General features: G+C 59.7%; 21 protein-coding genes. 11 read left to right on the top strand and 10 right to left on the bottom strand.

Going from position 1 to position 24,704, the window contains the following annotated elements; genetic code table 11:
• Window positions 1–198: 198 nt before the first annotated feature.
• Complete coding sequence (locus tag KW839_RS09575) at window positions 199–3,111, bottom strand: aminotransferase (protein ID WP_218424169.1); 2,913 nt, start codon at window positions 3,109–3,111, stop codon at window positions 199–201.
• 177 nt (window positions 3,112–3,288) lie between these two features.
• Here KW839_RS09575 and rfbC point away from each other — a divergent pair, with 177 nt between their 5' ends.
• The 4 genes from rfbC to KW839_RS09555 all read left to right on the top strand — a co-directional run bounded on the left by rfbC (window position 3,289) and on the right by KW839_RS09555 (window position 7,621).
• Window positions 3,289–3,834, top strand: coding sequence for a dTDP-4-dehydrorhamnose 3,5-epimerase (gene rfbC / locus KW839_RS09570; RefSeq protein WP_218424168.1), 546 nt, complete (start codon window positions 3,289–3,291; stop codon window positions 3,832–3,834).
• Between the two features lie 91 nt (window positions 3,835–3,925).
• Window positions 3,926–5,734, top strand: a complete 1,809-nt coding sequence (locus tag KW839_RS09565) for an ATP-binding protein (RefSeq protein WP_218424167.1) — start codon at window positions 3,926–3,928, stop codon at window positions 5,732–5,734.
• Window positions 5,731–7,125 (top strand): sigma-54 dependent transcriptional regulator, encoded by a 1,395-nt coding sequence (locus KW839_RS09560; RefSeq protein ID WP_218424166.1) that lies wholly within the window; start codon window positions 5,731–5,733, stop codon window positions 7,123–7,125. Before KW839_RS09565 ends, KW839_RS09560 begins: the two co-directional genes overlap by 4 nt.
• Window positions 7,126–7,165: 40 nt before the next feature.
• Window positions 7,166–7,621: a thioesterase domain-containing protein gene (locus KW839_RS09555; protein WP_218424165.1), complete on the top strand. Its 456-nt coding sequence runs from the start codon at window positions 7,166–7,168 to the stop codon at window positions 7,619–7,621.
• A 37-nt stretch (window positions 7,622–7,658) separates the two neighbouring features.
• On the opposite strand, the gene cysQ is transcribed toward KW839_RS09555, so the two are convergent.
• Both cysQ and nudE read right to left on the bottom strand, forming a co-directional pair.
• The gene (cysQ, locus tag KW839_RS09550) at window positions 7,659–8,486 is read right to left on the bottom strand and encodes a 3'(2'),5'-bisphosphate nucleotidase CysQ (protein ID WP_060544025.1); all 828 of its coding nucleotides are present in this window, start codon (window positions 8,484–8,486) and stop codon (window positions 7,659–7,661) included.
• Window positions 8,483–9,049 carry an ADP compounds hydrolase NudE gene (nudE, locus tag KW839_RS09545; RefSeq protein WP_060544024.1) on the bottom strand — a complete coding sequence of 189 codons (567 nt, stop codon included), beginning with the start codon at window positions 9,047–9,049 and terminating at the stop codon, window positions 8,483–8,485. The genes cysQ and nudE overlap by 4 nt, the downstream gene beginning before the upstream one ends.
• 88 nt (window positions 9,050–9,137) lie before the next feature.
• Here nudE and yrfG point away from each other — a divergent pair, with 88 nt between their 5' ends.
• The gene (yrfG, locus tag KW839_RS09540; RefSeq protein ID WP_060544023.1) at window positions 9,138–9,800 is read left to right on the top strand and encodes a GMP/IMP nucleotidase; all 663 of its coding nucleotides are present in this window, start codon (window positions 9,138–9,140) and stop codon (window positions 9,798–9,800) included.
• 142 nt (window positions 9,801–9,942) lie between these two features.
• On the opposite strand, the gene lysM is transcribed toward yrfG, so the two are convergent.
• Window positions 9,943–10,392 (bottom strand): peptidoglycan-binding protein LysM, encoded by a 450-nt coding sequence (gene lysM, locus KW839_RS09535; RefSeq protein ID WP_060544022.1) that lies wholly within the window; start codon window positions 10,390–10,392, stop codon window positions 9,943–9,945.
• 136 nt (window positions 10,393–10,528) lie between these two features.
• Between lysM and KW839_RS09530 the strand changes: the two genes are divergently transcribed.
• From KW839_RS09530 to KW839_RS09515, 4 genes are all read left to right on the top strand, one after another.
• Window positions 10,529–11,416 (top strand): LysR family transcriptional regulator, encoded by an 888-nt coding sequence (locus KW839_RS09530; RefSeq protein ID WP_060544021.1) that lies wholly within the window; start codon window positions 10,529–10,531, stop codon window positions 11,414–11,416.
• Window positions 11,417–11,508: 92 nt separating this feature from the next.
• On the top strand, window positions 11,509–12,348 hold the full coding sequence (fdhD, locus tag KW839_RS09525; protein WP_060544020.1) for a formate dehydrogenase accessory sulfurtransferase FdhD: 840 nt from the start codon (window positions 11,509–11,511) through the stop codon (window positions 12,346–12,348).
• Window positions 12,345–14,693, top strand: coding sequence for an FdhF/YdeP family oxidoreductase (locus tag KW839_RS09520; protein WP_218424164.1), 2,349 nt, complete (start codon window positions 12,345–12,347; stop codon window positions 14,691–14,693). Before fdhD ends, KW839_RS09520 begins: the two co-directional genes overlap by 4 nt.
• 249 nt (window positions 14,694–14,942) lie before the next feature.
• Complete coding sequence (locus KW839_RS09515) at window positions 14,943–15,434, top strand: glycine zipper domain-containing protein (protein ID WP_060544018.1); 492 nt, start codon at window positions 14,943–14,945, stop codon at window positions 15,432–15,434.
• Window positions 15,435–15,495: 61 nt separating this feature from the next.
• Here the strand turns inward: KW839_RS09515 and KW839_RS09510 are convergent, their stop codons facing one another.
• From KW839_RS09510 to KW839_RS09500, 3 genes are all read right to left on the bottom strand, one after another.
• Window positions 15,496–15,915 (bottom strand): thioesterase family protein, encoded by a 420-nt coding sequence (locus KW839_RS09510; RefSeq protein WP_060544017.1) that lies wholly within the window; start codon window positions 15,913–15,915, stop codon window positions 15,496–15,498.
• Window positions 15,916–16,005: 90 nt separating this feature from the next.
• On the bottom strand, window positions 16,006–17,232 hold the full coding sequence (locus KW839_RS09505) for a 3-hydroxyacyl-CoA dehydrogenase (RefSeq protein WP_218424163.1): 1,227 nt from the start codon (window positions 17,230–17,232) through the stop codon (window positions 16,006–16,008).
• 124 nt (window positions 17,233–17,356) lie between these two features.
• Entirely contained in the window at window positions 17,357–19,291 is a 1,935-nt protein-coding gene (locus tag KW839_RS09500; RefSeq protein WP_218424162.1) for an ATP-dependent DNA helicase RecQ, read from the bottom strand.
• A gap of 246 nt (window positions 19,292–19,537) precedes the next feature.
• Here KW839_RS09500 and KW839_RS09495 point away from each other — a divergent pair, with 246 nt between their 5' ends.
• Window positions 19,538–20,599 carry a S8 family peptidase gene (locus KW839_RS09495; RefSeq protein ID WP_218424161.1) on the top strand — a complete coding sequence of 354 codons (1,062 nt, stop codon included), beginning with the start codon at window positions 19,538–19,540 and terminating at the stop codon, window positions 20,597–20,599.
• A 387-nt stretch (window positions 20,600–20,986) separates the two neighbouring features.
• Window positions 20,987–21,265, top strand: a complete 279-nt coding sequence (locus KW839_RS09490; protein ID WP_060544013.1) for a hypothetical protein — start codon at window positions 20,987–20,989, stop codon at window positions 21,263–21,265.
• Between the two features lie 106 nt (window positions 21,266–21,371).
• On the opposite strand, the gene KW839_RS09485 is transcribed toward KW839_RS09490, so the two are convergent.
• The 3 genes from KW839_RS09485 to KW839_RS09475 all read right to left on the bottom strand — a co-directional run bounded on the left by KW839_RS09485 (window position 21,372) and on the right by KW839_RS09475 (window position 24,674).
• The gene (locus KW839_RS09485; RefSeq protein WP_060544012.1) at window positions 21,372–22,913 is read right to left on the bottom strand and encodes a phosphoenolpyruvate carboxykinase; all 1,542 of its coding nucleotides are present in this window, start codon (window positions 22,911–22,913) and stop codon (window positions 21,372–21,374) included.
• Window positions 22,914–23,092: 179 nt separating this feature from the next.
• Window positions 23,093–23,995, bottom strand: a complete 903-nt coding sequence (hslO, locus tag KW839_RS09480; protein WP_060544011.1) for an Hsp33 family molecular chaperone HslO — start codon at window positions 23,993–23,995, stop codon at window positions 23,093–23,095.
• A gap of 274 nt (window positions 23,996–24,269) precedes the next feature.
• Window positions 24,270–24,674 carry an RNA-binding S4 domain-containing protein gene (locus KW839_RS09475; RefSeq protein ID WP_060544010.1) on the bottom strand — a complete coding sequence of 135 codons (405 nt, stop codon included), beginning with the start codon at window positions 24,672–24,674 and terminating at the stop codon, window positions 24,270–24,272.
• Window positions 24,675–24,704 lie beyond the last annotated feature (30 nt).

Below are 24,704 nucleotides of genomic sequence, written 5' to 3'. Positions count from 1 at the left end.
TTGGCATCGATCCATTACAGAAATGGGAGCCCCGGGCAGGATCATTCACGCCGTGGGCAACGGCGACTTTATAACCGATTAATATCGACTTTAGAAGCTCATAAAATGCGTTACGTCTTAAACGAAGTATTTATTATCGATAACAATCGGCATTTAATCCGTGTAGGAGCTGTCGCAGGCTGCTCCTGCACGGATCGATCAGAGTCCCTCAGCCAGCACCTTCGACAGCATGTCGACAAAGAAATCCACGCTCTGGCGCGAGGTGACCATCGGCGGCTTGATCTTCAGGACATTCAAGAAGTCGCCGGTCGGTTGCATGAAGATCCCCAGTTCACGCAAGCGCTCGCACAGCGCCGTGGTTTCTTCGGTCGCCGGCTCCAGGGTTTCTCGGTTGCGGATCAATTCGACGCCCAGATAGAAACCGGAGCCGTGCACCGCACCCACTAACGGATGAATATCGATCAGCGCTTCCAACCGCTGCTTGAAATGCCCGCCGACGACCTGGGCGTTTTCCCAGAGCTTTTCCTCTTCCATCACATCCAGCACCGCCATGCCGATCTGGCAACTGACCGGACTGCCGCCGGCGGACGAGAAGAAGTAGCCCTCGGCCTCGAGCGCTTCGGCAATTTCCCGGCGGGTAATCACCGCGCCCAACGGCTGGCCGTTACCCATGCCCTTGGCCATGGTGATGATGTCCGGCACCACGCCCTGCTCTTCAAAGCCCCAGAAGAAGTCGCCCATGCGTCCATAACCGACCTGTATTTCGTCAGCGATGCACACACCGCCACGGTCACGCACCAGCCCATAGACTTGCTGCAGATAACCCGGTGGCAGCGAGATACCACCGGCATTACCGTATACCGGCTCGCAAATGAAGCCAGCCAGTTGACGATTCTGCCCGGCGATTTTCGCCAGGTTGTGTTCGACGCTGCGCACGTAGTCCGGCGTACTGTCCGGGCCACGGAACTCGCCTCGATAGGTGTTCGGTGCAGTCACCGGATGCACCCAGTCCGGGCGGCTGCTCAAGGCCTTGGGGTTGTCTGCAATAGAGGTCGAGACCGCGTCGGCGCCTACCGTCCAGCCGTGGTAGGCCTCCAGCACGCTGAGCATGTCGCGGCCGCCGCTGTAGGCCCATGCCAGGCGAATCGCCAGGTCGTTGGCCTCGCTGCCGCTATTGACCAGGAACACCCGATCCATGCCGTCCGGTGACAATTTCAGCAGGCGCTCGGAGAACTCGGCCACCGCCGCGTAGTTGAAACGCGAGTTGGTGTTGAGCAGTGACCACTGCCGGCTGGCGACCGCCGCCATGCGCGGATGGCCATGGCCCAATACCGCGACGTTGTTGAGCATGTCGAGATAGGAGCGGCCCTGCATGTCGATCAAATGATTGCGCCAGCCACGCTCGATGCGCGGCGGGTCGACGTAATAGTGTTTTTGCGTGCGGGCGAAACTGGCGTCGCGGCGGGCCAGCAAAGTCGGCCCATCGAGTTCGGGCTCCGCGTCACAGGCCAGCCCCAGCAGCGCTGCCGGCGATGGACACAGTGCTTGCCAGGCTGCCGCACGCGACGGCGCACAGAACAACGGCGCATCGATAGAAGCCCCCTGGCACAACTGCACCAACAGCGGCCCGCTGACAGAACCCAGCACCTGGCCTTTAACCAGCGCCGCGCCGCTGTGCAGCGACGGTGTGACACCCCACAGGCGCAGACTCAGTTGCGGGCCGTCGAGTTGCAACAACCCCGTTGCCGACAAATGCACCACCCCGGCAAAGGGCGCTTCGACCGGTGTGCCCTGGGGTACGTGCAACTCAACGTGCAACGGGCAAGTGTCGGGTTCAATGGCGCTGTCCGGCCGGGTCCTGGACAAGCGATATTGCCCGTAGCGACTGGCTGCCAGACCATGCGCCGCTGCCGCTTCGCTCAACAGGCGTTGATCGATGCCTTGCTGCTCCCAGTTACCGGCTTCGAAATGCGGGCTGAGCACGCCCAGGTCAATCAAGGCAAACTCTCGCCCCACCAGATTGGGCAGCAGCGGCGCGAAACCTTCACTGTTGATGACTGGCAGGTTCTCGCCGACCGACGTCAGAATCGCAGCCTCCATCAAAGCCAACGGCACCGAGGTGGCGACGCGGAAGATCTCCCACTCGTGGACCAGATTGTCGCGACTGTAGGCATTGCCCGGATCGATGCTGACCTGCTGTTCACCGCTGAGCACCAACACCGCCGCCCGGGCCACGATCAACGGCCAGAGCGCCAGCAGTTCTTCACGTTGCAACGGGTTGACCGCGTGATAGGCCTGGATCGCCGGCAGAATGCACAACGGATTGCCTTCGCCGTGATGCAGCAGCGCGGCGCAGGTCACCGACAGATCGGTGATACGCCAGGTACGCACCAGATCGCCGAAATCGATGACCCCCTGCAATTGCCAGTGGCGCTGCGCATCACGTTGCCACACCACGTTGTCATCGGTGATATCCATGTGGATGGCCTGCACCGGCAGCTTGTCTTCCAGCGGCTGCAAATGGCGCTCGGCCTGTTCGGATGCTTCGACAATCAGTCGACGCAGGGTTTCATCCTTGATCACGGGCAACAAATGCGCGATCAGCGCATGGGCGTGGCGAGCGTCCCACTGCAGCGTTCGCACCAGCCCCGGATGATCGAAATCAGCCAGTGCCAGATCCATCTCGCCGCACAACCGACCGAAACCGGCCACCACGGCTGGATTGAAATACTCGAGGCTCGTCAGGGGCTGGCCTTCGATGTAATCGAGCAGGCGCACATGCACCGCATCACCACCAACGTCCAGGGACAGCAGGTCTGCGCCATTTTTTGCCGGGATCACGCGCGGTACGTGTACATCCGGGTGCTCGCCCAAATGCCTGAGCCCCGCGTGCTGGGCTTGCAACTCCAGCGTCGCATAGTCGCCCCTGCAGATTTTCAGGACGAAACGCCCTTGATCGCTGTCGACGCGATAGTTCAGGTCTTGCTGGCTGCCAAGGGCCTGTAATTTTCCGCTGAGCCCGTAATGTTCCTCCAACAGCTCAAGCGCTTGCTCCGCAGACACCTGCGGGCTGGGCAAACTGGCGCGATGAATCAACGTGGCAAGCGACATACAACGACCCCTGAAATTTCATTAGACGCCTATATCGCCATTGCTTTGGACGATACGCAAGCCCCCGGGAGCCGGTACTGGTCGCTTGTGCCGGCAATTGACTGCACATGTCTCTCGCCCCGGCCGGCACTTTGCGCAAGAATGTGCGCCATCAAAGCCCATTGCCGGAGACAGACCATGAATGTAGTGACCACCGACCTGCCCGGTGTTCTGATCCTTGAACCCAGGGTCTTTGGTGACGAACGTGGTTTCTTCTACGAAAGTTTCAACGCGAAGGCTTTCGAACAAGCCACCGGGGAAAATATTCAGTTCGTCCAGGACAACCATTCCCGCTCGCAAAAAGGTGTTTTGCGCGGCCTGCACTACCAGCTGGAAAACACCCAAGGCAAACTGGTTCGCGTCACCCACGGCGAAGTACTCGACGTCGCCGTGGACCTTCGTCGCAGCTCGCCGAATTTTGGCAAATGGGTAGCAGTACGCCTGTCTGCCGACAACCATCGCCAACTCTGGGTGCCGGAAGGCTTCGCCCACGGTTTCGTGGTGCTCAGCGAGTCAGCCGAGTTTCTTTATAAAACGACGGATTATTACAACCCGTCCGCCGAGCGCAGCATCCGCTGGGACGACCCGGACCTGGCCATCGACTGGCAGCTTGCGCAGACACCGCAACTATCGGCCAAGGATCAGGCCGCAACGTTCTTCAAGGATGCCGATGTCTTCCCCTGAAGCCGGGCAAAGAACTTCGCGTCGCTTACCGCGCAGACGGTACGCGCAAGCCTAGGCATAATGCGCCTGTACCCACAGGCGCCCGATGCTCATGACTGCGACCCTTCCTCCCAGACCCCGCTGGCGCAGCCTGGCCCTTCTTGCACTGTGCCTGGCACCTCTGCTGTGGCCGCTGGAACATCTCGCCGAGCGCTACTACCGCAGCGAACTGGCCAGCCAGAATCGGCAGACCCTCGATCTCTACGTCGCCAACCTTCTGGGTACCCTGCATCGCTATGAGGTATTACCGCAGATCCTCGGCGATCTGCCGGCCCTGCGGGCCGTCATCGGCGCACCGGACGATGGCGTCACCCAGGGCAATGCCAACCGCCTGCTGAAAAACATCAGCACCCAGACCGGCGCCGAAGTCATGTACCTGATGGACTCCAGCGGCAAAACCCTGGCCGCTTCCAACTGGGACAAGCACGACAGTTTCGTCGGGCGCAATTTTTCGTTCCGGCCGTACTTCAGCGAAGCCATGGCCGGGCGGCTCGGACGCTTTTTCGGCTTGGGCACCACCTCTGCCAAGCGCGGCTATTTCTTTGCTGCAGGCGTGCGTGACGGCGAGAAAATCGTTGGGGTGCTGGTGGTCAAGGTAGACCTCGACCACACCGAAAGCCTCTGGGGCAAAACCCCGGAACAACTGCTGCTGACCGACCACAACGGCGTGGTCATCCTGACGTCGCGGCCTGAGTGGCGTTTCCGTTCGACCCGCGCGCTGAGCGAAGAAGAAAGCAAAGCCATTACTGCGATTCAACCTTACCCAACCCGCGATCCCAAGCCGCTCAAGCTCAACCCCAATGCCTGGCTGACCCAGACCCAGCCAATCGCCGAGACCGGCTGGAACGTCAGTATCCTCGCCCCGCGTACGTTGATTGACCGCCCGGTACGCACAGTGGTCGCCGTCGGTGGCGCCACTCTGCTGGTGTTGATGCTGCTCCTGGGCCTGATGATGCAGCGCCGTCGCCATTACCTTGAGCGCATCGCCTTCGAAGCCAAGGCCCGTCGCGAATTGGAGGCCCGGGTCGCCGAGCGCACCAGCGATCTCGAAGGCCTGAACCGGCGCTTGAAACAAGAGGTGCTGGAGCGCGAACAGGCTCAACAGGAACTGGTACGCGCCCAGGATGATCTGGTGCAGGCGGGTAAATTGTCGGCATTGGGGACGATGTCGGCGAGCATCAGCCATGAACTCAATCAGCCGCTGGCGGCGATTCGCAGCTACGCGGAAAACGCCGAGGTACTGCTCGATCACCAACGCACCGATGATGCCCGGGGCAACCTCAAGCTGATCAGCGAATTGACCGGGCGCATGGCTTCGATCATTGCCCACCTGCGCGCCTTCGCCCGGCGCGATCGCCATGCCCCGGAAAGCGTGGCCCTGCAGCCAGCGCTGGACGATGCACTGGCCCTGCTGGCCAAACGTCGGCGCAGTATGGAGGTTGAGCTCATCCGCGATTTGCCCGCCGCCACCCTGTGGGTCGAAGCGGGAGAAACGCGCCTGCGCCAGGTGCTCGGAAATCTGCTGGCCAACGCCCTTGATGCCCTGACGGAAAAAGGCCCGCCACGTAAACTCTGGCTAAGTGCCCAATCCAGCGCCGATAGCGTCAACCTGTACATTCGCGACAATGGCCCGGGTTTCTGCATGGAAGCCCTTGCCCGCGCCAGCGAGCCTTTCTACACCACCAAGACCCGTACACAAGGTCTTGGCCTGGGCCTGGCGATTTGCGAAACCCTGATGCGCGCCTTCGGTGGTGAACTGTCGTTCGCCAACCACAAGGAAGGCGGTGCGTTGATTACTCTCAAGCTGCGCGCTGGTGCACCGGGCGTGAGCCTGCAACCGCCCGAGGACCGAAGTGCATGACCATCGACAACCGTATTCAGGTCGTGTTGATCGACGACGATCCCCATCTGCGCCAGGCGCTGAGCCAGACCCTGGATCTGGCCGGCCTGAAAATCTTGCCGTTGGCCGAAGCCAAGGGCCTGGCCGCGCAACTGGAGCGCGACTGGCCGGGCGTGGTGGTCAGTGACATCCGCATGCCCGGTATGGACGGCCTCGAACTGCTGACCGAGCTGCATGCCCAGGACCCCGACCTGCCGGTGTTGCTGATCACCGGACACGGCGATGTGCCGTTGGCGGTGCAAGCCATGCGCGCCGGAGCCTATGATTTTCTGGAAAAACCCTTCGCCAGCGATGCCCTGCTCGACAGTGTGCGCCGCGCCCTGGCGCTGCGCCGCCTGGTGCTGGATAACCGCAGCTTGCGGCTCGCATTGAGCGATCGCCAGGAGTTGAGCACGCGCCTGGTCGGGCAATCGGCGCCGATGCTGCGCCTGCGCGAACAGATCGGCGCGTTGGCGGCAACCAAGGCCGATGTGCTGATTCTCGGAGAGACCGGCGCCGGTAAAGAAGTGGTTGCGCGGGCCCTGCACGATTTATCCAACCGCCGCAACGGGCCGTTCGTGGCGATCAACGCTGGCGCACTGGCCGAATCGGTAGTTGAAAGTGAGCTTTTCGGCCACGAACCCGGCGCATTTACCGGTGCGCAGAAACGCCGCATCGGCAAATTCGAATTCGCCAACGGCGGCACGCTGTTCCTGGATGAAATCGAAAGCATGAGCCTCGATGTGCAGGTCAAATTGCTGCGTCTGCTCCAGGAGCGGGTAGTCGAACGCCTGGGTGGCAACCAACTGATCCCGCTGGACTTGCGCATCATCGCGGCGACCAAGGAAGACCTGCGCCAGGCCGCCGATCAGGGGCGCTTCCGTGCCGACTTGTACTACCGCCTGAATGTCGCGCCCCTGCGAATTCCGCCGCTACGCGAGCGTGGCGAAGATGCGTTGATGATGTTCCAGCATTTCGCCGATGAGGCCAGCACCCGCCACGGCCTGCCGCCCCATGAACTGCAGCCGGGACAGCGCGCCTTGTTACTGCGCCACACCTGGCCCGGTAACGTGCGCGAACTGCAAAACGCCGCCGAACGATTCGCCCTGGGGCTGGAACTGGCCCTGGATAACAACGCGCCCGACGATGCTGTCGGCACTGCGGTCGAAATGATCAGCGGCGGGTTGAGTGAGCAAGTGGAAAACTTCGAAAAAAGCCTGATTGCGGCCGAACTGGCGCGCTTTCACAGCTCCGTGCGCAGCGTCGCCGAAGCCCTGGGCATTCCGCGCAAGACCCTGCATGACAAACTGCGCAAGCATGGCTTGAGTTTCGCCGACAGCGGCACTTCCACCCACGCCGACGAGCACGAATGAGCCACCGTCCAATCCCTCACTTCAAACAAGAGGCCACGCAATGACCCGCGAAAGCCGTCAACTGGAATCGGTTCTTCATCACGACATCCCTCTGACACGGGACATGGGCCTCAAAGTGCTCGACTGGCACGACCAGCAACTGCGCCTGCAGCTGCCGCTGGAAGCCAACGTCAACCACAAGAGCACCATGTTCGGTGGCAGCCTGTATTGCGCTGCGGTGCTGGTCGGCTGGGGCTGGTTGCATTTGCGCCTGAAAGAGGAAGGCATCGAAGATGGGCACATCGTGATTCAGGAAGGGCAGATCAGCTATCCCCTACCCGTGACGAGTGATGCCACAGCCATTTGTCAGGCGCCGAATGCGGCGGCGTGGAAGAAGTTTCTGACCATGTACCAGCGTTATGGTCGGGCGCGGTTGACGCTGGCTACACGGGTGGTGAATGCGGGGAGTGATGAGTATGCGGTGCTGTTTACCGGGCAATACGTGCTGCACCGCTGATAGGCAATGGTCGCCGTAGGAGCCAGCTTGCTGGCTCCTACGAGTTGGCGAGCGCCAATAGTTTCTCCCGCCACGCGGCCTTCGCCGGCAACGCCAAAAAGAACTCATTCAACAGCGACTCCCGCGCCGGGTAACAGAACGGCGCGCCGCTCAAATCCAGCACCTCCCCGCCCGCGCCTTCCAGCACACCTTGCGCCGCCGCCGTGTCCCACTGCGACGTTGGCGCCAAACGCGGATAACAATCCGCTTCGCCTTCAGCCAACAAACAAAACTTCAGCGAGCTGCCGATATTAGCCAGTTGCAGCTCTCCAAGGCTTGCACTCAACCCCGCCAGCAAACGCTCCTGCTGCTCACTGGAATGGCGGCGGCTGGCAACCACGGTAAACGCCTGGCCGGGTGCCAAGGCATGCCGCACCTGAATCGTTACCGGTGTACCACCTTGATCGCCACGCCACGCACCGAGCCCGGCTCCACCGACATAGAAGCGCCCATTGGTCGGCATCGACACCACGCCGAATACCACTTGGCCGTTTTCGATCAGGGCAATATTGACGGTGAATTCCTCACTGCCAGATATGAACTCCTTGGTGCCATCAAGTGGATCGACCAGCCACCAGCGCTGCCATCCAGCACGTACGCTCTGGGGGATGTTGGCGTCTTCTTCGGACAGCACCGCAATGCTCGGGTCCAGCGCCGTCAAGCCGGCCAGAATCAGATGATGGGCAGCCAGGTCCGCCGCAGTGACAGGCGAGTCATCCGATTTGGCCGTCACCGCTGTACCGGTACGCCAGAACGGCAGGATCGCTTCGCCGGCCTTCAACGCCAGCTCAACCACGGGCGCCATCAACGGGTGAGTGAAAGTCATGGCAGAAACACCCCACGCTGAGTCAGCAGGTCACGGGCCAGATACAGCGCCGCCAAGGCACGACCCTCGCTGAACTGTGGGTTTTGCGCCAGCGCCGACAGCTCACGCAGACTGACTTTGCTCACGCCCATAGGCTCTGGCTCGTCGCCTTCCAGACGCTCTTCATAGAGGTCCATAGCCAGGACTACCTGAATTTTCTGGCTCATATAGCCGGGCGACAGCGATAGTTCGGTCAAGTGTTCAAGTTGCCGGGCACCGAAGCCTGCCTCTTCCTTGAGCTCACGTTCGGCGGCGGCCAATACGTCTTCACCCGGTTCGATCAGGCCCTTGGGCAAGGACATCTCGTACTCATCCGTACCGGCGCAATATTCCTCGACAAGCACCGCATGATCGGCATCCAGCATTGCCACGATCATGACCGCGCCATACCCGGCACCTTTGCCGACCAATCGCTCATACGTGCGTTCCACGCCATTGGAAAAGCGCAACTTCAGCTCTTCCACACAGAACAATCGACTGGTGGCGACAATTTCGCGGGCGAGTATGGTGGGTTTCTGGCGCATGCAAAGCTCCTTGGCGTGAACGCGCTACTATAACGCGGCTTTCCCTATTGTTTATGTCAGATATCTTTCTACCGTCCGAGACGTTGCCATGCCTTCACTACCCTGGTCCGCTATCGATACCGTTCTGCTGGATATGGACGGCACGCTGCTGGACCTGCATTTCGACAATCACTTCTGGCTGGAACACCTGCCCCAGCGTTACGCCGAGCTGCACGGTATAGACCGGGCCATTGCCGAACAGGAGCTGCAGCCATTGTTCGAACGCAATGCCGGACAGTTGCAGTGGTACTGCCTGGATTTCTGGAGCGCCGAGCTGAAGCTGCCGGTGCGAGAGCTCAAACTGGAAACCGCTCATCTGATCGCTCTGCGTCCTGATGCGGACACCTTTCTGGCGGCGATAAAACAAGCCGGCAAGCGCGTGGTACTGATCACCAACGCGCACCGCGACTCGCTGTCGCTGAAGCTGGAAAAAATCGAGCTGGCGCCGTATTTCGAGCGGTTGATCAGCTCCCACGACTACGGCTTCCCCAAGGAAAATCCGCAGTTCTGGGATGCGCTGCAAGCCGATATCGATTTCGACCCGTCACGTAGTCTGTTTATCGACGACACCTTGCCGATCCTGCGCAGTGCGCGGGACTTTGGTGTGGCGCATTTGTTGGCCGTGAAAGAGCCGGACAGCCGCAAGGGGCCGAAGGACACAGGCGAATTTGCCGCGGTTGAGGATTATCGGGATTTGATTACCGGGCTTTGAGACTAGGGCGCCTGCATCGCGGGCAAGCCACGCTCCCACAGGATTTGTGTCGTGCGATTGATTAGTGAACGACTCAGATGCTGTGGGAGCGTGGCATGGTCCGGGCGGCGTTCCGACGATGGCCATCACACGGACTTAAGGCCTACTCAGGAATCCTTAACGACTGCCCCGGATAGATCTTGTTCGGGTCCTTGAGCATCGGCTTGTTGGCTTCGAAGATTTTTTGATACTTGTTTGGATCACCATAGACGCGCTTGGAAATGGCACTGAGTGTGTCGCCTTTCTCGACCGTGACGAACTTCGCTGGCGCTGCCACCGGCCCGGTCACAGTGATCTGGTCATCAACACCGCTGATACCCGCCACGTTGCCAAGTGCCAAAAGAATCTTTTCCTTTTCTTCCTGGCTTGAAGCTTCGCCCGTGGCAATGATTTTGTCGCCCTCGACTTTCACCTGGACCTTGGAGGTGTCGATGCCCGTCAAGGCGCTCTGCACATGCTTGGTCAGCGCCTCGCTATTGGCTTCGGCCTTGTCCGGCGTCAGTGCATCGAGGATTTTTTCACCAGCTTCTTTTAGAAAACTGAACAGGCTCATTGTTTGCTCTCCTTGGGTTTGGGTGTCCAGATGAAAAAGCCTAGACCACACCCGTCACTTGCGGACCCAACCCGACCAATGACGCCGCTTCCCCCCGGACGATAGAATCCTCCCCTTCACCCACCCTGGAGCGAAGATGGACATCAAGCAGCTGAAATTCCTCATCGCGCTCGACGAAACCCGCCATTTCGGCCAGGCCGCCGCGCGCTGCCACATCACCCAGCCGACCCTGTCCATGCGCCTGCGCAACCTCGAAGAAGAACTCGAGTTGCCGTTGGTCAATCGCGGTCAACGTTTCGAGGGCTTCACCGCACCGGGAGAGCGGGTGCTGGCCTGGGCGCGCACCGTGCTGGCGGCCTACGACGGTTTGTACGCTGAAGCGGCGGCCTGTCGCGGCAGTCTGGTCGGGACCTTGCGGCTGGGCGTGGTGCCATTGTCGAGTTTCGATCCGTTGCCGCTGCTGCAGCGCCTGCACGGGGAACATCCGAATTTGCGTTTCGAGCTCTCGGCACTGAGTTCCGAACAGATTCTCGAACAGCTGGCGAACAACCGCCTGGACCTCGGTGTGTCTTACCTGGAACGTCTGGATGCCGAACGTTTTGACTCTCTGACTTTCAGCGAAACCCGTATGGGCCTGCTCTACGACCAGCGTTTCTTCACCTTCGGCGAGGCGCCGCTGAGTTGGGAAGCGTTGATCGAACTGCCGCTGGGCATGCTCACCAGTGGCATGCACTTCCGCCAGTCCATCGACCATAACTTCCACAGCCGTGGCCTCACGCCACAGCCGTTGTTGCAAACCGACGCTGTGCATCAATTGCTACAAGCTGTGCACGGCGGCTTGTGTTGCGCCGTGATGCCGCTGGATGGCGGCCTGGAAAGCCTGACTGATCATTTGCGCCTGCAGCCTATCGAAAATGCCCAGACCCTAGGCCGGCTGGGGTTGATCAAGCGTCGCAGTGCGCCACGCTCGGCGCTGGCGGAAGCGTGTTTTGCGATTTATCAGCAATCGCGGCCTTGCTCTTGATCGACGCTATCTATCGGTAGATCAGTATTAGCGATTAGACGCGACAAGTTGTCGCGCCTAGTCTTAAAGCTGATCAAACCGACGGTGATGCCATGAATACCAAGCGCCCTGCCTGCGCGGCGCCTGCCCTCGAAACACCCGCGCCCGCCGCAAGCCAGACTTACAGCTACAACAACCTTCAGTACTGCGAATCGGCGAGCACTGCGCTGGCCGAGGAAGTGGCGTTGGCGATTGCCTACAACGGCATCAGCCAGGCGGTCATGCTGGTGACCCCGACGGACCTGGAAGACTTTATCGTCGGGTTCAGTCTGGGCAGCGGCATCATTCAGGACGCCGCGGACATCTACGACCTGCAACTGAGCGGCTCGGGTTCGGCGCAGTACGCGCAAGTGACCATCGCCAACCGCGCCTTCTGGAACCTCAAGCAGCAACGCCGGCAATTGGCCGGCACCAGCGGCTGCGGGCTGTGCGGAGTTGAAGCGGTCGAGCAGGCACTGCCGCAGCTTCAGGTATTGCCCGGCGCACCGTTGCCTCCCGCCGAATGGCTCGACGGTCTGCGCGAGCGCATCGGTGCCTTCCAGCCCCTGGGCCAGCATTGCGGCGCGGTGCACGCTGCGGTGTTCATGAACAACCAGGGCGAATTGCTGCTGGGACGTGAAGACATCGGCCGGCATAACGCCCTCGACAAATTGATCGGCGGCCTGATCCGGCAAAAGATCCCGACCACTGGCGGGTTGGCCATCGTCACCAGCCGTTGCAGCCTCGAATTGATCCAGAAAGTATTGCGCGCCGGCATCCAGACCCTGGTCAGTCTGTCGTCACCCACCGGCCTTGCCGTGCAATGGGCCCGTCGCCACAACCTCAATCTCATCCATCTGCCACAAAAGAATGCGCCGCGGGTCTACAGCCCAGCGTTGGAGAACCAAGCGTGAGTCAACACCGTCAAGCCGACCAGACACCCGTTCCTCGCTACAAGCCCTACAAAGGCCCCGCCGGTGGCTGGGGTGCACTGATCAGCGTCGCCCAGGCCTGGTTGACCAGCGACAACGCACTGAAAAACCTGCGCATGATGCTCAAGACCAACAAGAACGGCGGTTTCGACTGCCCCGGTTGTGCCTGGGGCGATTCCAAGGAAGGCGGCATGGTGATGTTCTGCGAGAACGGCGCCAAAGCGGTGAACTGGGAAGCGACCAAACGTCGGGTCGACGGCAACTTCTTCGCTAAACACAGCGTCACTTCGCTGCTGGAGCAGAGCGACTATTGGCTCGAGTATCAGGGCCGTATTACCGAGCCGATGAGCTATGACGCCGCAACCGATCGCTACAAACCGATCAGTTGGGACGCCGCCTTCGCCTTGATCGCCAAACATCTGCAGGGTTTGTCGAGCCCGAATCAGGCCGAGTTCTACACCTCGGGACGTGCCAGTAACGAAGCGGCATTCCTTTATCAATTGTTCGTGCGCGCCTACGGCACCAACAATTTCCCCGACTGCTCGAACATGTGCCACGAGGCCAGCGGTGTTGCGTTGTCGCAGAGTGTTGGCGTCGGCAAAGGCACCGTGACGTTTGACGACTTCGAACACGCCGATGCCATTTTCGTCTGGGGCCAGAACCCCGGCACCAACCACCCACGCATGCTCGAACCGCTGCGCGAAGCGGTGAAGCGCGGTGCTCAAGTGGTCTGCATCAACCCGCTCAAGGAGCGTGGCCTGGAGCGTTTTCAGAATCCGCAACATCCGCTTGAAATGCTCACCAACGCAGACAAGCCAACCAATACGGCCTACTTCCGCCCGGCACTGGGTGGCGATATGGCGATAATGCGCGGGATGGCGAAATTCCTTCTGATGTGGGAGCGCGATGCACAAAAAGCCGATGCCCCGGCGGTGTTCGATCACGACTTTCTCAATGAACACTGTGCCAATGTGCTGGAGTACCTGGCAGCCATCGACGACACCCCATGGGAGCAGATCGTCGAACAGTCCGGCCTGCCCCTGGTAGAGATCGAGCAAGCGGCGCGCATGTATGCCAAGGGCAAGAGCGTCATCATGTGCTGGGCCATGGGCATCACCCAGCATCGCCATTCAGTGGCGACCATCCAGGAAATCGCCAACCTGATGCTGCTGCGCGGTAACATCGGCCGGCCAGGCGCGGGCCTGTGCCCGGTGCGTGGCCACAGTAACGTGCAGGGTGATCGGACCATGGGCATCAACGAACGCCCGCCGGTGGCGCTCCTCGATGCGCTGGAGCGGCGCCTCCAATTCAAGGTACCCCGTGAAAACGGCCACAACGTGGTGGAGGCGATCCACGCCATGGCCGAAGGTCGGGCTAAAGTCTTCATCGGCCTGGGGGGCAATTTCGCCCAGGCCACCCCCGACAGCCCACGAACCTTCCAGGCCCTGAGCAACTGTGACCTGACCGTGCAGATCAGCACCAAGCTCAACCGCAGCCATCTGGCTCATGGCAAAGACGCCCTTATCCTGCCGTGCCTGGGCCGTACCGACATCGATATTCAGGGCGAAGGCGCACAGGCGGTGACCGTCGAAGATTCGTTCAGCATGGTCCATGCGTCCAATGGTCAGTTGCAGCCGCTGTCGAACCAGATGCGTTCGGAACCGGCAATCCTGGCCGGTATCGCTACGGCGACCCTGGGCAACCATCCGGTAGACTGGAACTGGCTGGTGGCTGACTATCGGCGCATTCGCGACCTGATCGCCGACACCATTGCCGGCTTCAAGGACTTCAACGAGAAGATCAAGAACCCGGGCGGTTTCTATCTGGGTAACAGCGCGGGGGCGCGACGCTGGAACACCACCTCGGGCCGCGCCAATTTCCGTCCCAATAACCTGCCCAAAGACCTGGTGCACGAACGCACCCGGGCAACCGGTGTATTGCCGGACCTGATCATGCAGTCAATGCGCTCTCACGATCAGTACAACACCACCATTTATGGCCTCAACGATCGTTATCGCGGTGTGAAGGGGCAGCGTGATGTGTTGTTCGTCAACGAAGCCGACATCATTCGCCTGGGCTTCAAACCCGGGCAGAAGGCTGACATTGTGTCGATCTGGGATGATGGTGTTGAGCGGCGGGTGAAAGGCTTCACGTTGCTGGCATTTGATATTCCTGCCGGACAGGCAGCGGCTTACTATCCAGAGGTGAATCCACTGGTGCCCTTGGAAAGTACCGGGGATGGCAGCCATACGCCGACGTCGAAGTTTGTGGCGATCCGGCTGGAAGCGGCGAGTGAGACCGGGTTGATTTTGGCCAGGTCGGCTTAAAGCGTCAGCAGGCCCTGACAACACATGATTGGGACCATCCGGCAACTTTCCAATCGCCCACAAAAAAGGCCGTTTTTTCACAAAAACGGCCATTCCGAAGTAACTAAAGACCAGCGAAAATCGCTTAAGTTCCGTCTAAAAAACAATAACTTATAGAATTGTGCACAAGTCGTGTTACTCGTCGGATTTCGATTGTCACTCCACTGATACAGCCTCAGGATCGAGCCGTCATCCCCTTGAGGTTCCTCCATGAAGTTCTCCTCGATTCTCCTGTTGTCCCTTGGCCTTGTCAGTGGCATTGCCTCTGCCGGCGGAAACACCGAAGCAGGTGTGGGCGGCGCGTTGGGCGGGGTTTTGGGCTCGGTCGTCGGCCAGTCACTGGGCGGCAGTACAGGTTCAACCATTGGCGCGGCCCTCGGCGGCGCGGGTGGTAGCGCAGTCGGCGCAGACAAACACAGCCGTGGCGAAGCCGCCATTGGTGGTGCGTTGGGCGCGGCAGGCGGTAACGTGGTCGGGCGCAATGTTGGCGGCACCTCCGGCAGCCTGGTCGGCGCCGCAGTAGGCGGCGGCGCTGGCGGTGCGCTGGGTAACTACATGGGCAACAAGTACGATGATGATGACGGCGATGATTATCGTGGCGGTCATCGCGACGGCCGCTACTACCGTGACGGCCACCCGGGTCGCGGTCATGCCTATGGCCATCGCAAGCATCACAAGAAGTACTACCGTCACCGTCATTGAGACCGGAATGGTTTCGCAGGCAGGTAAGAAAAACGCAGCCCGAGGGCTGCGTTTTTTTATTTTAAACCACGAGCCGCTCCAGAGCGTTGCGCAGTCCTGCCGGAATCGGCGTCGGCTGGTTCGAAACACGATCTACGAATACATGCACGAAGCGGCCGGCCGCACAGGCCTCATCCTCCCCCTCCTTGAATACCGCCAGCTCATATTGCACGGAACTGTTACCCAGCTTGCCGACCCGCAAGCCAATCTCTATCCGGTCCGGAAACGCAACGGAAGCGAAGTAGTCGCAGGCTGAACTCACCACGAATCCCACCACCTCGCCATCATGGATATCAAGGCCACCGACTTCGATCAGGTAAGTGTTCACCGCCGTGTCGAAAAAGCTGTAGTAGGTGACGTTATTGACGTGACCGTAGGCATCGTTGTCGTGCCAGCGCGTGGTAACAGACTGGTAGTGCGGGTATTCGCAGCGTTGGGGCATCAGCGTTGGTTCCTGGAGTTGGTTTGCCAGTTCAAGGCGAAAATCTCGTTATCGTTCTTTGCGGGCTAGCCCACTAAGGCGCCATACCCATTACTTGTCAGCAAACCCTTTACCCACCGCCGCCAGCTCACCAATCAAGCGCGCCGGCCGCCAGTGGTCACCCTGCCGCGTCTCGAGCGCCACCAGCCGCTGATGAATATCCGCCAAACCTTGCTGATCCGCCCAAGCCATCGGTCCGCCCTTGTCCGCCGGGAAACCGTACCCGTTGAGGTATACCAGATCGATGTCATGGGCAGATCCCGCGATACCCTCCTCAAGAATCTTCGCGCCTTCGTTGACCAACGCCAACAAACACCGCTCCAGGACTTCCTCCGGGCCAATCTCGCGACGGTGGAACCCGAGATCCTCGCTGACCTGCAGTACCAGCGCATCAACCTGCGGATCGTGTTCGGCCTGGCGACTACCCGGCTCATAGTGGTAATAGCCATTGCCGCTCTTCTGGCCGAAACGACCCGCTTCGCACAGACGATTATCTACCTGAAACTGCGGCGCATCCTGCCCTGTGCCGGATAATTGTCGAGCGCGCCATTCCAGATCGACACCAACCACGTCGTACATGCGGAACGGTCCCATGGCAAAACCGAAGCCTTGCAGGGCTGCGTCGACCTGGTGAGGAAAAGCACCTTCAAGCAACATCTTGCGCGCTTCGTGGGTGTAGGTCCGCAGCATGCGGTTGCCGATAAAACCCGGGCAATTACCCGCCACTATGCTGACCTTGCCCATGCGCTTGCCCAGTGCCAGAGCGGCTTCAAGCACCGCCGGGGCGGTCTGCGCGCCACGAACGATTTCCAGCAGCTTCATGATGTGCGCCGGACTGAAGAAATGCAGGCCCAGGACCTGTTGCGGACGGCGAGTGACTGCAGCGATGGCATCGATGTCCAGCGCCGAGGTGTTGCTGGCCAGGATGGCTTCAGGTTTAAGCAGAGCGTCCAGTTCGCGGAAGATTTTCTGCTTGAGTTCGAGGTTTTCGTAGACCGCTTCGATGACCAGGTCGACATCCCGTATAGCCGCATAATCGGGCGCTGTCGTTACTCGGGCGATACGATCATCGGCCTCGGCCTGATCGATCCGGCCTTGTCGCACGCTGTGGGCGTAGGTGTCCGCCACTGACGTCAGCGCTTGTTCCAGCATCTGCGGGTTGTTATCGACCCACTGCACCGCCACCCCGGCGTTGGCCAGGCACATGACAATGCCCCGGCCCATGGTGCCCGCGCCGATGACGGCGGCGCGCTGAATATTCGACGGTGTCTGGCTCATATTCTGTTCTCTTGTTGGCGATCCGAAGACAGCCATCACCATAATCAGCCACTGTGCTTTTTTGAAATTTATTCCTGTGATGAGCAACATTCAGCGCGTGGATACACCCCAGAAAGATCACCGATCAGACTGAGAGATGCTGTTGGGCCCAATCGCGCACTTCGGCGTACGGGTAAACCTCCAGCACCGCAAAACCCGAAATGGCCCGCGCCTTGAGTTTGGTAAATAGCGGAACGCTGATGCCGCACAAAAACCGCGTCACACGCTCGGCCGAAGGTAATGTGCCGGTGTACTGCTCGTGCCTGTGGATAAAGTCTGCACACAACGCCTCGAAATTTTTATCCACAAGCGCCGGCAAATCCGGTGGTGCCGGCAGGCGCGCCACCTGCCCGTGACACACCGAACAATGCCCGCACTGCTGCGGTGCATTGTCATCACCAAAGTACTCGGCCAGGCGATAACCCAGACACCTGTCAGTGGCAAAAAGCGCCAACATCGCGTGAATCCGCGCGATCTCGGTTTGCTCATGCCGGGTGAAACAAGCGTGCAACTCTTCACTCAACACGACGCCGTCGAAACCGGTTTGCAGCAGACTGTAGACCTCGGTCATCTGTTTACTTTCCAGCTCGACCCAACCCTTTTCCTGAAAGTAATCCAACGCCCTCACCACCCGAGTGCGTTCGGCCTGATGCTGTTCATACAACGCATCGAAATTCACCGTGGCCCAGGTCCGTGCGCGGCTGGAAGTCTGGATGATCGCGGCGACGAAATCCCTGCGTTCCCCCTCGAAACGGGCCAGCAAGGCATCGGGCTCCTGCAAATACTTGAAGCGGTATTCGGCGTAATAGGCATAGCGCGGGGCGATGATCCCGCGCAACTCCAGTTGCACCAGCAAGGTCTTGAGCGGTAGCTGGCGAATGTTGCTCTGGTCCGCCAACGGCCCCAGCAAAAACTCCCACTGACCTTGCGGCGCAGCAGCCTGCAATTCGTCGAGTACGCAGCGAATGCCGGCGTGCTCGGGTGTGTCGCCATAGACGAAATTTTCCAGCACGTTGAGGCTGTCGCGGTTGGCCAATACCAGGCAATCGGAAGGCTGTCCGTCACGCCCGGCGCGGCCGATTTCCTGGCTGTAGTTTTCGATGGATTTGGGCAGATCGAAATGCACCACGTTGCGAATGTCGCTCTTGTCGATGCCCATGCCGAACGCGATGGTCGCGACGATGCAGTTGGACTGTCCGCCCATGAACCGACGCTGAATCGCCTCCCGTTGTTCATGGGGCAACCCCGCGTGATAGGCCTCGGCCTGAATACCGTTGCGACCCAGGTGCTCGGCAATGTGCTCAGCGGTTTTCTGCAGGGTTACATAGACGATGCTTGGCTGGTCGGGACGTTCGCTCATCCATTCGACGAGACGTCGTCGCTTGTCCTGGCCGCGAACCGGCTCTACCAGCAGGTTGAGGTTCGGCCGATAGAAACCGGTAGTCACCACATCGTCGGCTGCGATGGCGAATTTGGCCTGCATGTCTGCGATCACTTTGGGCGTGGCGGTAGCGGTAAGCAGCAGCACCTGCTGGATGTTGAATTGGCGTTGGTAATCGGGAAGCTTGAGGTAGTCCGGACGGAAATTGTGGCCCCACTCCGAGATGCAATGAGCCTCGTCCACCACCAGTAGCGAGATCGGTACCTGCTGCAAAAAGTTGCGAAAGCGCTCGTTTTTCAGGCGCTCCACGGAAATCATCAGGATTTTCAGTTCGCCGGACTTTGCACGGGCCATCACATCGCTGGCGTCATCGCGGCTCTGGGCCGAATCGATACTGCCTGCGGCGATGCCATGGCGCTGGAGGAACGCCAGTTGATCCTGCATAAGCGCCAGCAACGGCGAGACCACCAGCGTCAGATGCGGCAGCAACACTGCCGGTAATTGATAACAAAGGGACTTGCCGGACCCGGTAGGGAAAATCGCCGCAGCGGAGCGCCCCCCCAAAACGGCGCTGACGGCAGTCTCCTGACCCGGGCGAAATTGTGGATAACCGAAAACCTGCTCCAGGGTGCTGTGCATAACGCTGTCACTCCGTTGACTGCTGCGAAGTGCAAAGCCTAGCCGGCGATCGCAGCGAGTCGAGAAAAGGTCGGGGGTAAAAACCATACCGGATAATACAGCGTCACCCGTTCTGCTCGCGCCACGGATTGAAACACATGAAGCACGTTGCCATCTGACTAGCTTGCACTTCCCAGGGTTATGGTTCACCTACACCGCGCGAAGTCAGGAAGGCTGAGTAGCGCGTCCCCTTTCGAAGGACCGATCATGCTTAAAACCTTTGTAGTTCCCTTTGCCCTGATGATGACCACTGCGCAGCTTCTTGGCGGATGCAGAGCCTCTCACCATCTCCCCGTAGTGCCGGACGCATTCAACACACCTGAGTATCAAGCTCAAAAAGGGTTGGGGGTGATCAACGCATCGCACCTCTACGAACGCGGTGGCACTGGACGGGGAGTGACGGTTGCGTTGATCGATTCGGGCCTGAACGCCGACCTGCCGCAATTCCAGGGCAGAATTCGTGATCCCGGTTTCGACTACGTCGAGAAACGTCCCGGTGGCCTTGATCGAATCGGTCACGGCACCCAGATGGCTGGAATTATCGCCGCCAACAAGGACGATCAGGGTATGCACGGCGTCGCGTTCGACGCACAGCTGATCCCTTTTCGTTTCGGCGACGACAATGAGCCTTTTTTTTTCGACAGTGAGATCGCGCAATCATGGCAATCGGGTTTCGACAAAGGTGCACGCATACTGAACAACTCGTGGGCCAACACCATTCCTGCGACAGAAATCAATGAAGAGCGCTACAAACAGGTCATGCCGGAGTCATTGTTAACCGCGCGAAAACTGGTGCGGGACGGCGCCGTATTTGTGTTCCCGACTGGAAACGAACTCAAACGCGAACCCTTGGCCGAACCGGGTTTGCCCCTCGCCATACCTGAACTGGAAAAAGGCTGGATCGCCGTTGTTGCATTGAAAAACGATGGGACTGCCATCAATGCCAAGTCCAACTACTGCGGCGTGGCGGCAGCATGGTGCATTGCCGTACCGGGTGGCGACTCCGGAGCGGACCAGGGCTTGCTGACCACCAGCAAGGATGGTGGGTACGTACAAACCGCGGGCACGTCACCCGCCGCCGCGCTGGTCAGCGGTGCTCTGGCGGCATTGCAAAGCCGCTACCCCGAGCTCACTGCACAGCAGGTACGTGAACACCTGCTGGCGACAGCGAACCGGACTGGCATCTATGCCAACAGTGAAGCATACGGCAGAGGGCTGCTGGACCTGGAAGCGGCTTCACGTCTTCCATCTCAATCCACAATCGAATAATCCGCCATGGACCGAACACTGCGATCCCAAGTACGCCACACGCACCTCCAGCTTCACCGGTCAGGCAGGCATCGCACTCACAGGTGTTCGCGGTTACTGAGTGAGCGTCTACGAAGTTTCCTACAACTTCTGACGCTCCACTTCCCCGACTTTGCCATGCGGCGTCCCTCTCCCCTGTCGGTTTTTTTACCGAAAGTGGCTATTCAAGGTAAAACCTTGGGAGATGCGTAGGCCTCTTCCGCCAGACACAATAAAAGCCCTACAAAACCTGTCCTCCTCAGCCGTCTTGTCGCGCAACCTCCCTCCCTTCTATAGTTTCCGGCACGGCTGAAAACAGTGTCTCGCCCTGCCGGGAACACTTGCCGATTTCGCACAGGACCCACCTCGATGGACAAGCCAGATTCGTTGCCAGACCGCTATCACCCGCTCAAAACCAGTTACAGCGAAACTCCGGTACTGGTCATCGATACGGAGGCCGATCCCCACGAGATCCTCGACGCCGCCCGACAGCGCATCCGAGCCGCCAGCGATCTGCTCGAAACCCTGTATTGCCTGTGCTTCAAGCAGGCCGATGCGAGTGATATCCCGAAGATCGTCAGCGCGCTTTACCTGCTCACCCAGGATGGTAATGACCTGCTTGAAATCGCCCGCCAGCGTTTGCCCTGAATTTGCTCTCAGTCACGCCCATTGCAACAAGCACCTGAAAACCCGAACCCACGGGCATAAAAAAACCGCCCCGAGGGGCGGCTTTTTCATGGCTCGAAACCAGCGCTTACAGCTTTGGACCGGCAGCCTTGATCGCATCGCTCACGTCGAACTTCTTGAAGTTCTCGATGAACAGACCGGCCAGTGCTTTGGCCGATTCGTCGTAGGCGGCTTTATCAGCCCAGGTGTTGCGTGGGTTCAGCAGGCCAGTCTCAACGCCCGGTACGGCCAGTGGCACGTCGAGGTTGATGGTGTCCAGGTGCTCGGTCTCGGCACCGATCAGAGCGCCGCTCTGGATCGCAGCGATCACCGCACGGGTGGTCGGGATGTTGAAGCGCTTGCCGACGCCGTAGCCGCCGCCGGTCCAACCGGTATTGACCAGGTAGACCTTGGAGCCGAAGCCGCGGATGCGCTTGATCAGCAGCTCAGCGTATTCGCCAGCCGGGCGCGGGAAGAACGGTGCGCCGAAGCAGGTGGAGAAAGTCGACTTGATGCCGCTGCCCGAACCCATTTCAGTCGAACCCACCAGAGCGGTGTAGCCGGACAGGAAGTGGTAGGCCGCTTGTTCTTCGCTCAGGATCGACACTGGCGGCAGGACGCCGGTCAGGTCGCAAGTCAGGAAGATTACAGCGTTAGGCTCGCCACCCAGGTTCTGCTCGGAACGCTTGGCAACGTGCTCCAGCGGGTAAGCGGCGCGGCTGTTCTGGGTCAGGCTGACATCAGCGTAGTCGGCGTGCTTGGCGTCATCGATAACGACGTTTTCCAGGACTGCGCCGTGCTTGATGGCTTTCCAGATGACCGGCTCGTTCTTCTCGGACAGGTCGATGCACTTGGCATAGCAACCGCCTTCGATGTTGAACACCACGCCCTCACCCCAGCCGTGCTCGTCGTCACCGATCAGGTAACGGCTTTCGTCTGCCGACAGAGTGGTTTTACCGGTGCCCGACAGACCGAAGAACAGGGTCACGTCGCCTTCTTCGCCGATGTTGGCAGCGCAGTGCATTGGCAGCACGTCAGCGGCCGGCAGCAGGAAGTTCTGCACGGAGAACATGGCTTTTTTCATCTCACCGGCGTAACGCATGCCGGCGATCAATACTTTCTTCTGCGCGAAGTTGATGATCACACAGCCGTCGGAGTTGGTGCCGTCGCGCTCCGGAACGCACTCGAAGTTGGCGACGTTGAGAACCTGCCACTCTTCACGGCCAGCCGGGTTGTACTGGGCAGGATTGATGAACAGGCAACGGCCGAACAGGTTCTGCCAGGCGGTCTGGGTGGTCATCTTCACGGCCAGGTAGTGGTCGGCGGCCGCACCTACATGCACGTGGGAAACGAAATGCTCTTGCGCGTTGTTGAACGCCTCGACGCGAGCCCACAGGGCATCGAACTTGTCGGCCGGGAACTTGCGGTTGATCGGGCCCCAGGCGATAGCGGCCTGGGTGCTCGGCTCTTCAACGATGAAGCGATCGACTGGCGAACGGCCGGTACGGTGACCGGTGCGAACTACCAGTGCGCCGGTATCGGCAAGCTCGCCTTCACCGCGGTTGAGGGCTTCTTTAACCAGATCATCAACACTCAGATCGGTGTACACGGCGTTATTGGCTTGCGTCATGAGGTTCCCCGTCGGCCAGTGGCCGAGTGCTCCAAACGTTTTGTAGTAGAAAGTCGTGCACTACTACCGCGAAAAAAGTGGGCCGGATTATGCCAGAAAAGCCCAAAAAAAGTAGGGCCCTCCCGTCGTAACGGCGTTATTCCGGCGGTCTCCAGTGAATTTACCTGCGCTGAACCGTTTTAGTGCCGGGTATCTGACGGCGTATCAACACCCGCTCCAGCGAATAATTGAGTGACGTCGGCGGCATCGAACAGATAACGCTCGTTGCAGAACTGACAGTCGATCTCAATGTTGCCGCCGTGTTCGACCACCAGTTGCTGCGCATCTTCCATACCCAGACTGACCAGGGCATTGGCCGAACGTTCGCGCGAGCAACTGCAGCGGAAGCGCAGCTTTTGCACATCAAACAGGCGCACCTGCTCTTCGTGATAGAGGCGATGGAGCACGGTTTCGTTGTCCAGGCTCAGCAGCTCATCGGCGGTCAGGGTGCTACCCAGTGCAGTGATGTGCTGCCAACTGGCGGCGCGATCTTCTTCGTCTTTCAAGCGATCAGCGGGTAATTGCTGCAGTAACAGACCACGGGCGCGACGGCCATCGGCGTACAGCCAGAAACGCGTGCCGACCTGCTGGGACATCACGAAATAATTGGTGAAGCATTCGGACAGGGTTTCGCCGTCAAGGTCGACGATGCCCTGATAACGCTGGCCCTGGGTCGGATCAATGGTCAGTGCCAGGACGCCGTCCGGCATCAGGTCCGCCAGGGTTGCGTCCGGGGCAATCCGGTCGGCTTCGTAACGGGCCAGGCCACGAATATCCCGCTCGCTGGAACACTCGATCATCAGCAACGGAATAGGGCCTTCGGAACGGGCCTGCAAAATCAGCAAGCCATCGAACTTCAAGGCGCCGACCAGCAAAGAGGCGGCGGCCATGAGCTCACCGAGCAATTGCGCGACCGGCTGCGGGTAGGCGTGTTTGGCCAGGACTTCGGCATAGCTGAGCTCCAACGAGACCAGCTCGCCACGGGTGTCGCTGTCATCAAAGATGAAGCGTTGGGTGAAGTCGTTGTCCGCTAGATCGGTCATAAGTTTGGGTATCTGAAATGATGACAAAAGTTAACAGGAGGCAAGAAATGCGCTTGCAACATGGCATTGCAGGCATTTTATGGACATTGCGCGGCGGTTCCAAGCGAAGTGGAATCGGCGTCGGCTGACCTGCGGTTTCATGCTGCTGACGCTGCTGGCCTTGTGGTTATGGCCTACAGGTCAGCAGCCGTGTGCAGTTTTCGACGAGCGGCAGTGTTGCCAGCGTCACCCCGATATGGATGCGCAATCGTGCAATTGCAAGTCAGGCGATCTTTCAGTCGTTGCTGCTGCCACGAAACTTGAACAGATCCCGCCGCTGCTTCTTGCTAGGCTTGCCATCGGTACTCACGCCCAAAGCGCCGGCCTTGCGTTGGGCCGCAGCATTTTCGCGCTTGGCGATGCTGGCTTCGGTCTCGGCGTACAGGGTCTGCGCCTCGGGTGCGCCACGGCGAATAATCGACAAAGCCTGTACCACCACCGTGCGCTCCTCGAACCCGGTGCGAATCACGAACTCATCGCCGATGCGCGGCTCCTTGCCCGGCTTGCAGCGCTCGCCACGGCAATGCACTTTGCCACTTTCAATCGCCGCCTTGGCCAGGGCGCGGGTTTTGTAAAAACGTGCGGCCCACAACCACTTATCGAGACGGACTTTGTCGTCCTCTTCGTTTTTTTGTGCCATGGAATTTCCTCGCTCTGAAATATTGGTGAA

This window comes from Pseudomonas sp. PDM31, from assembly GCF_019218965.1.
Lineage (GTDB): Bacteria > Pseudomonadota > Gammaproteobacteria > Pseudomonadales > Pseudomonadaceae > Aquipseudomonas.
The sequence above is the reverse complement of the archived record's forward strand: the minus strand, read 5'-3'. Positions and strand labels throughout refer to the sequence as shown.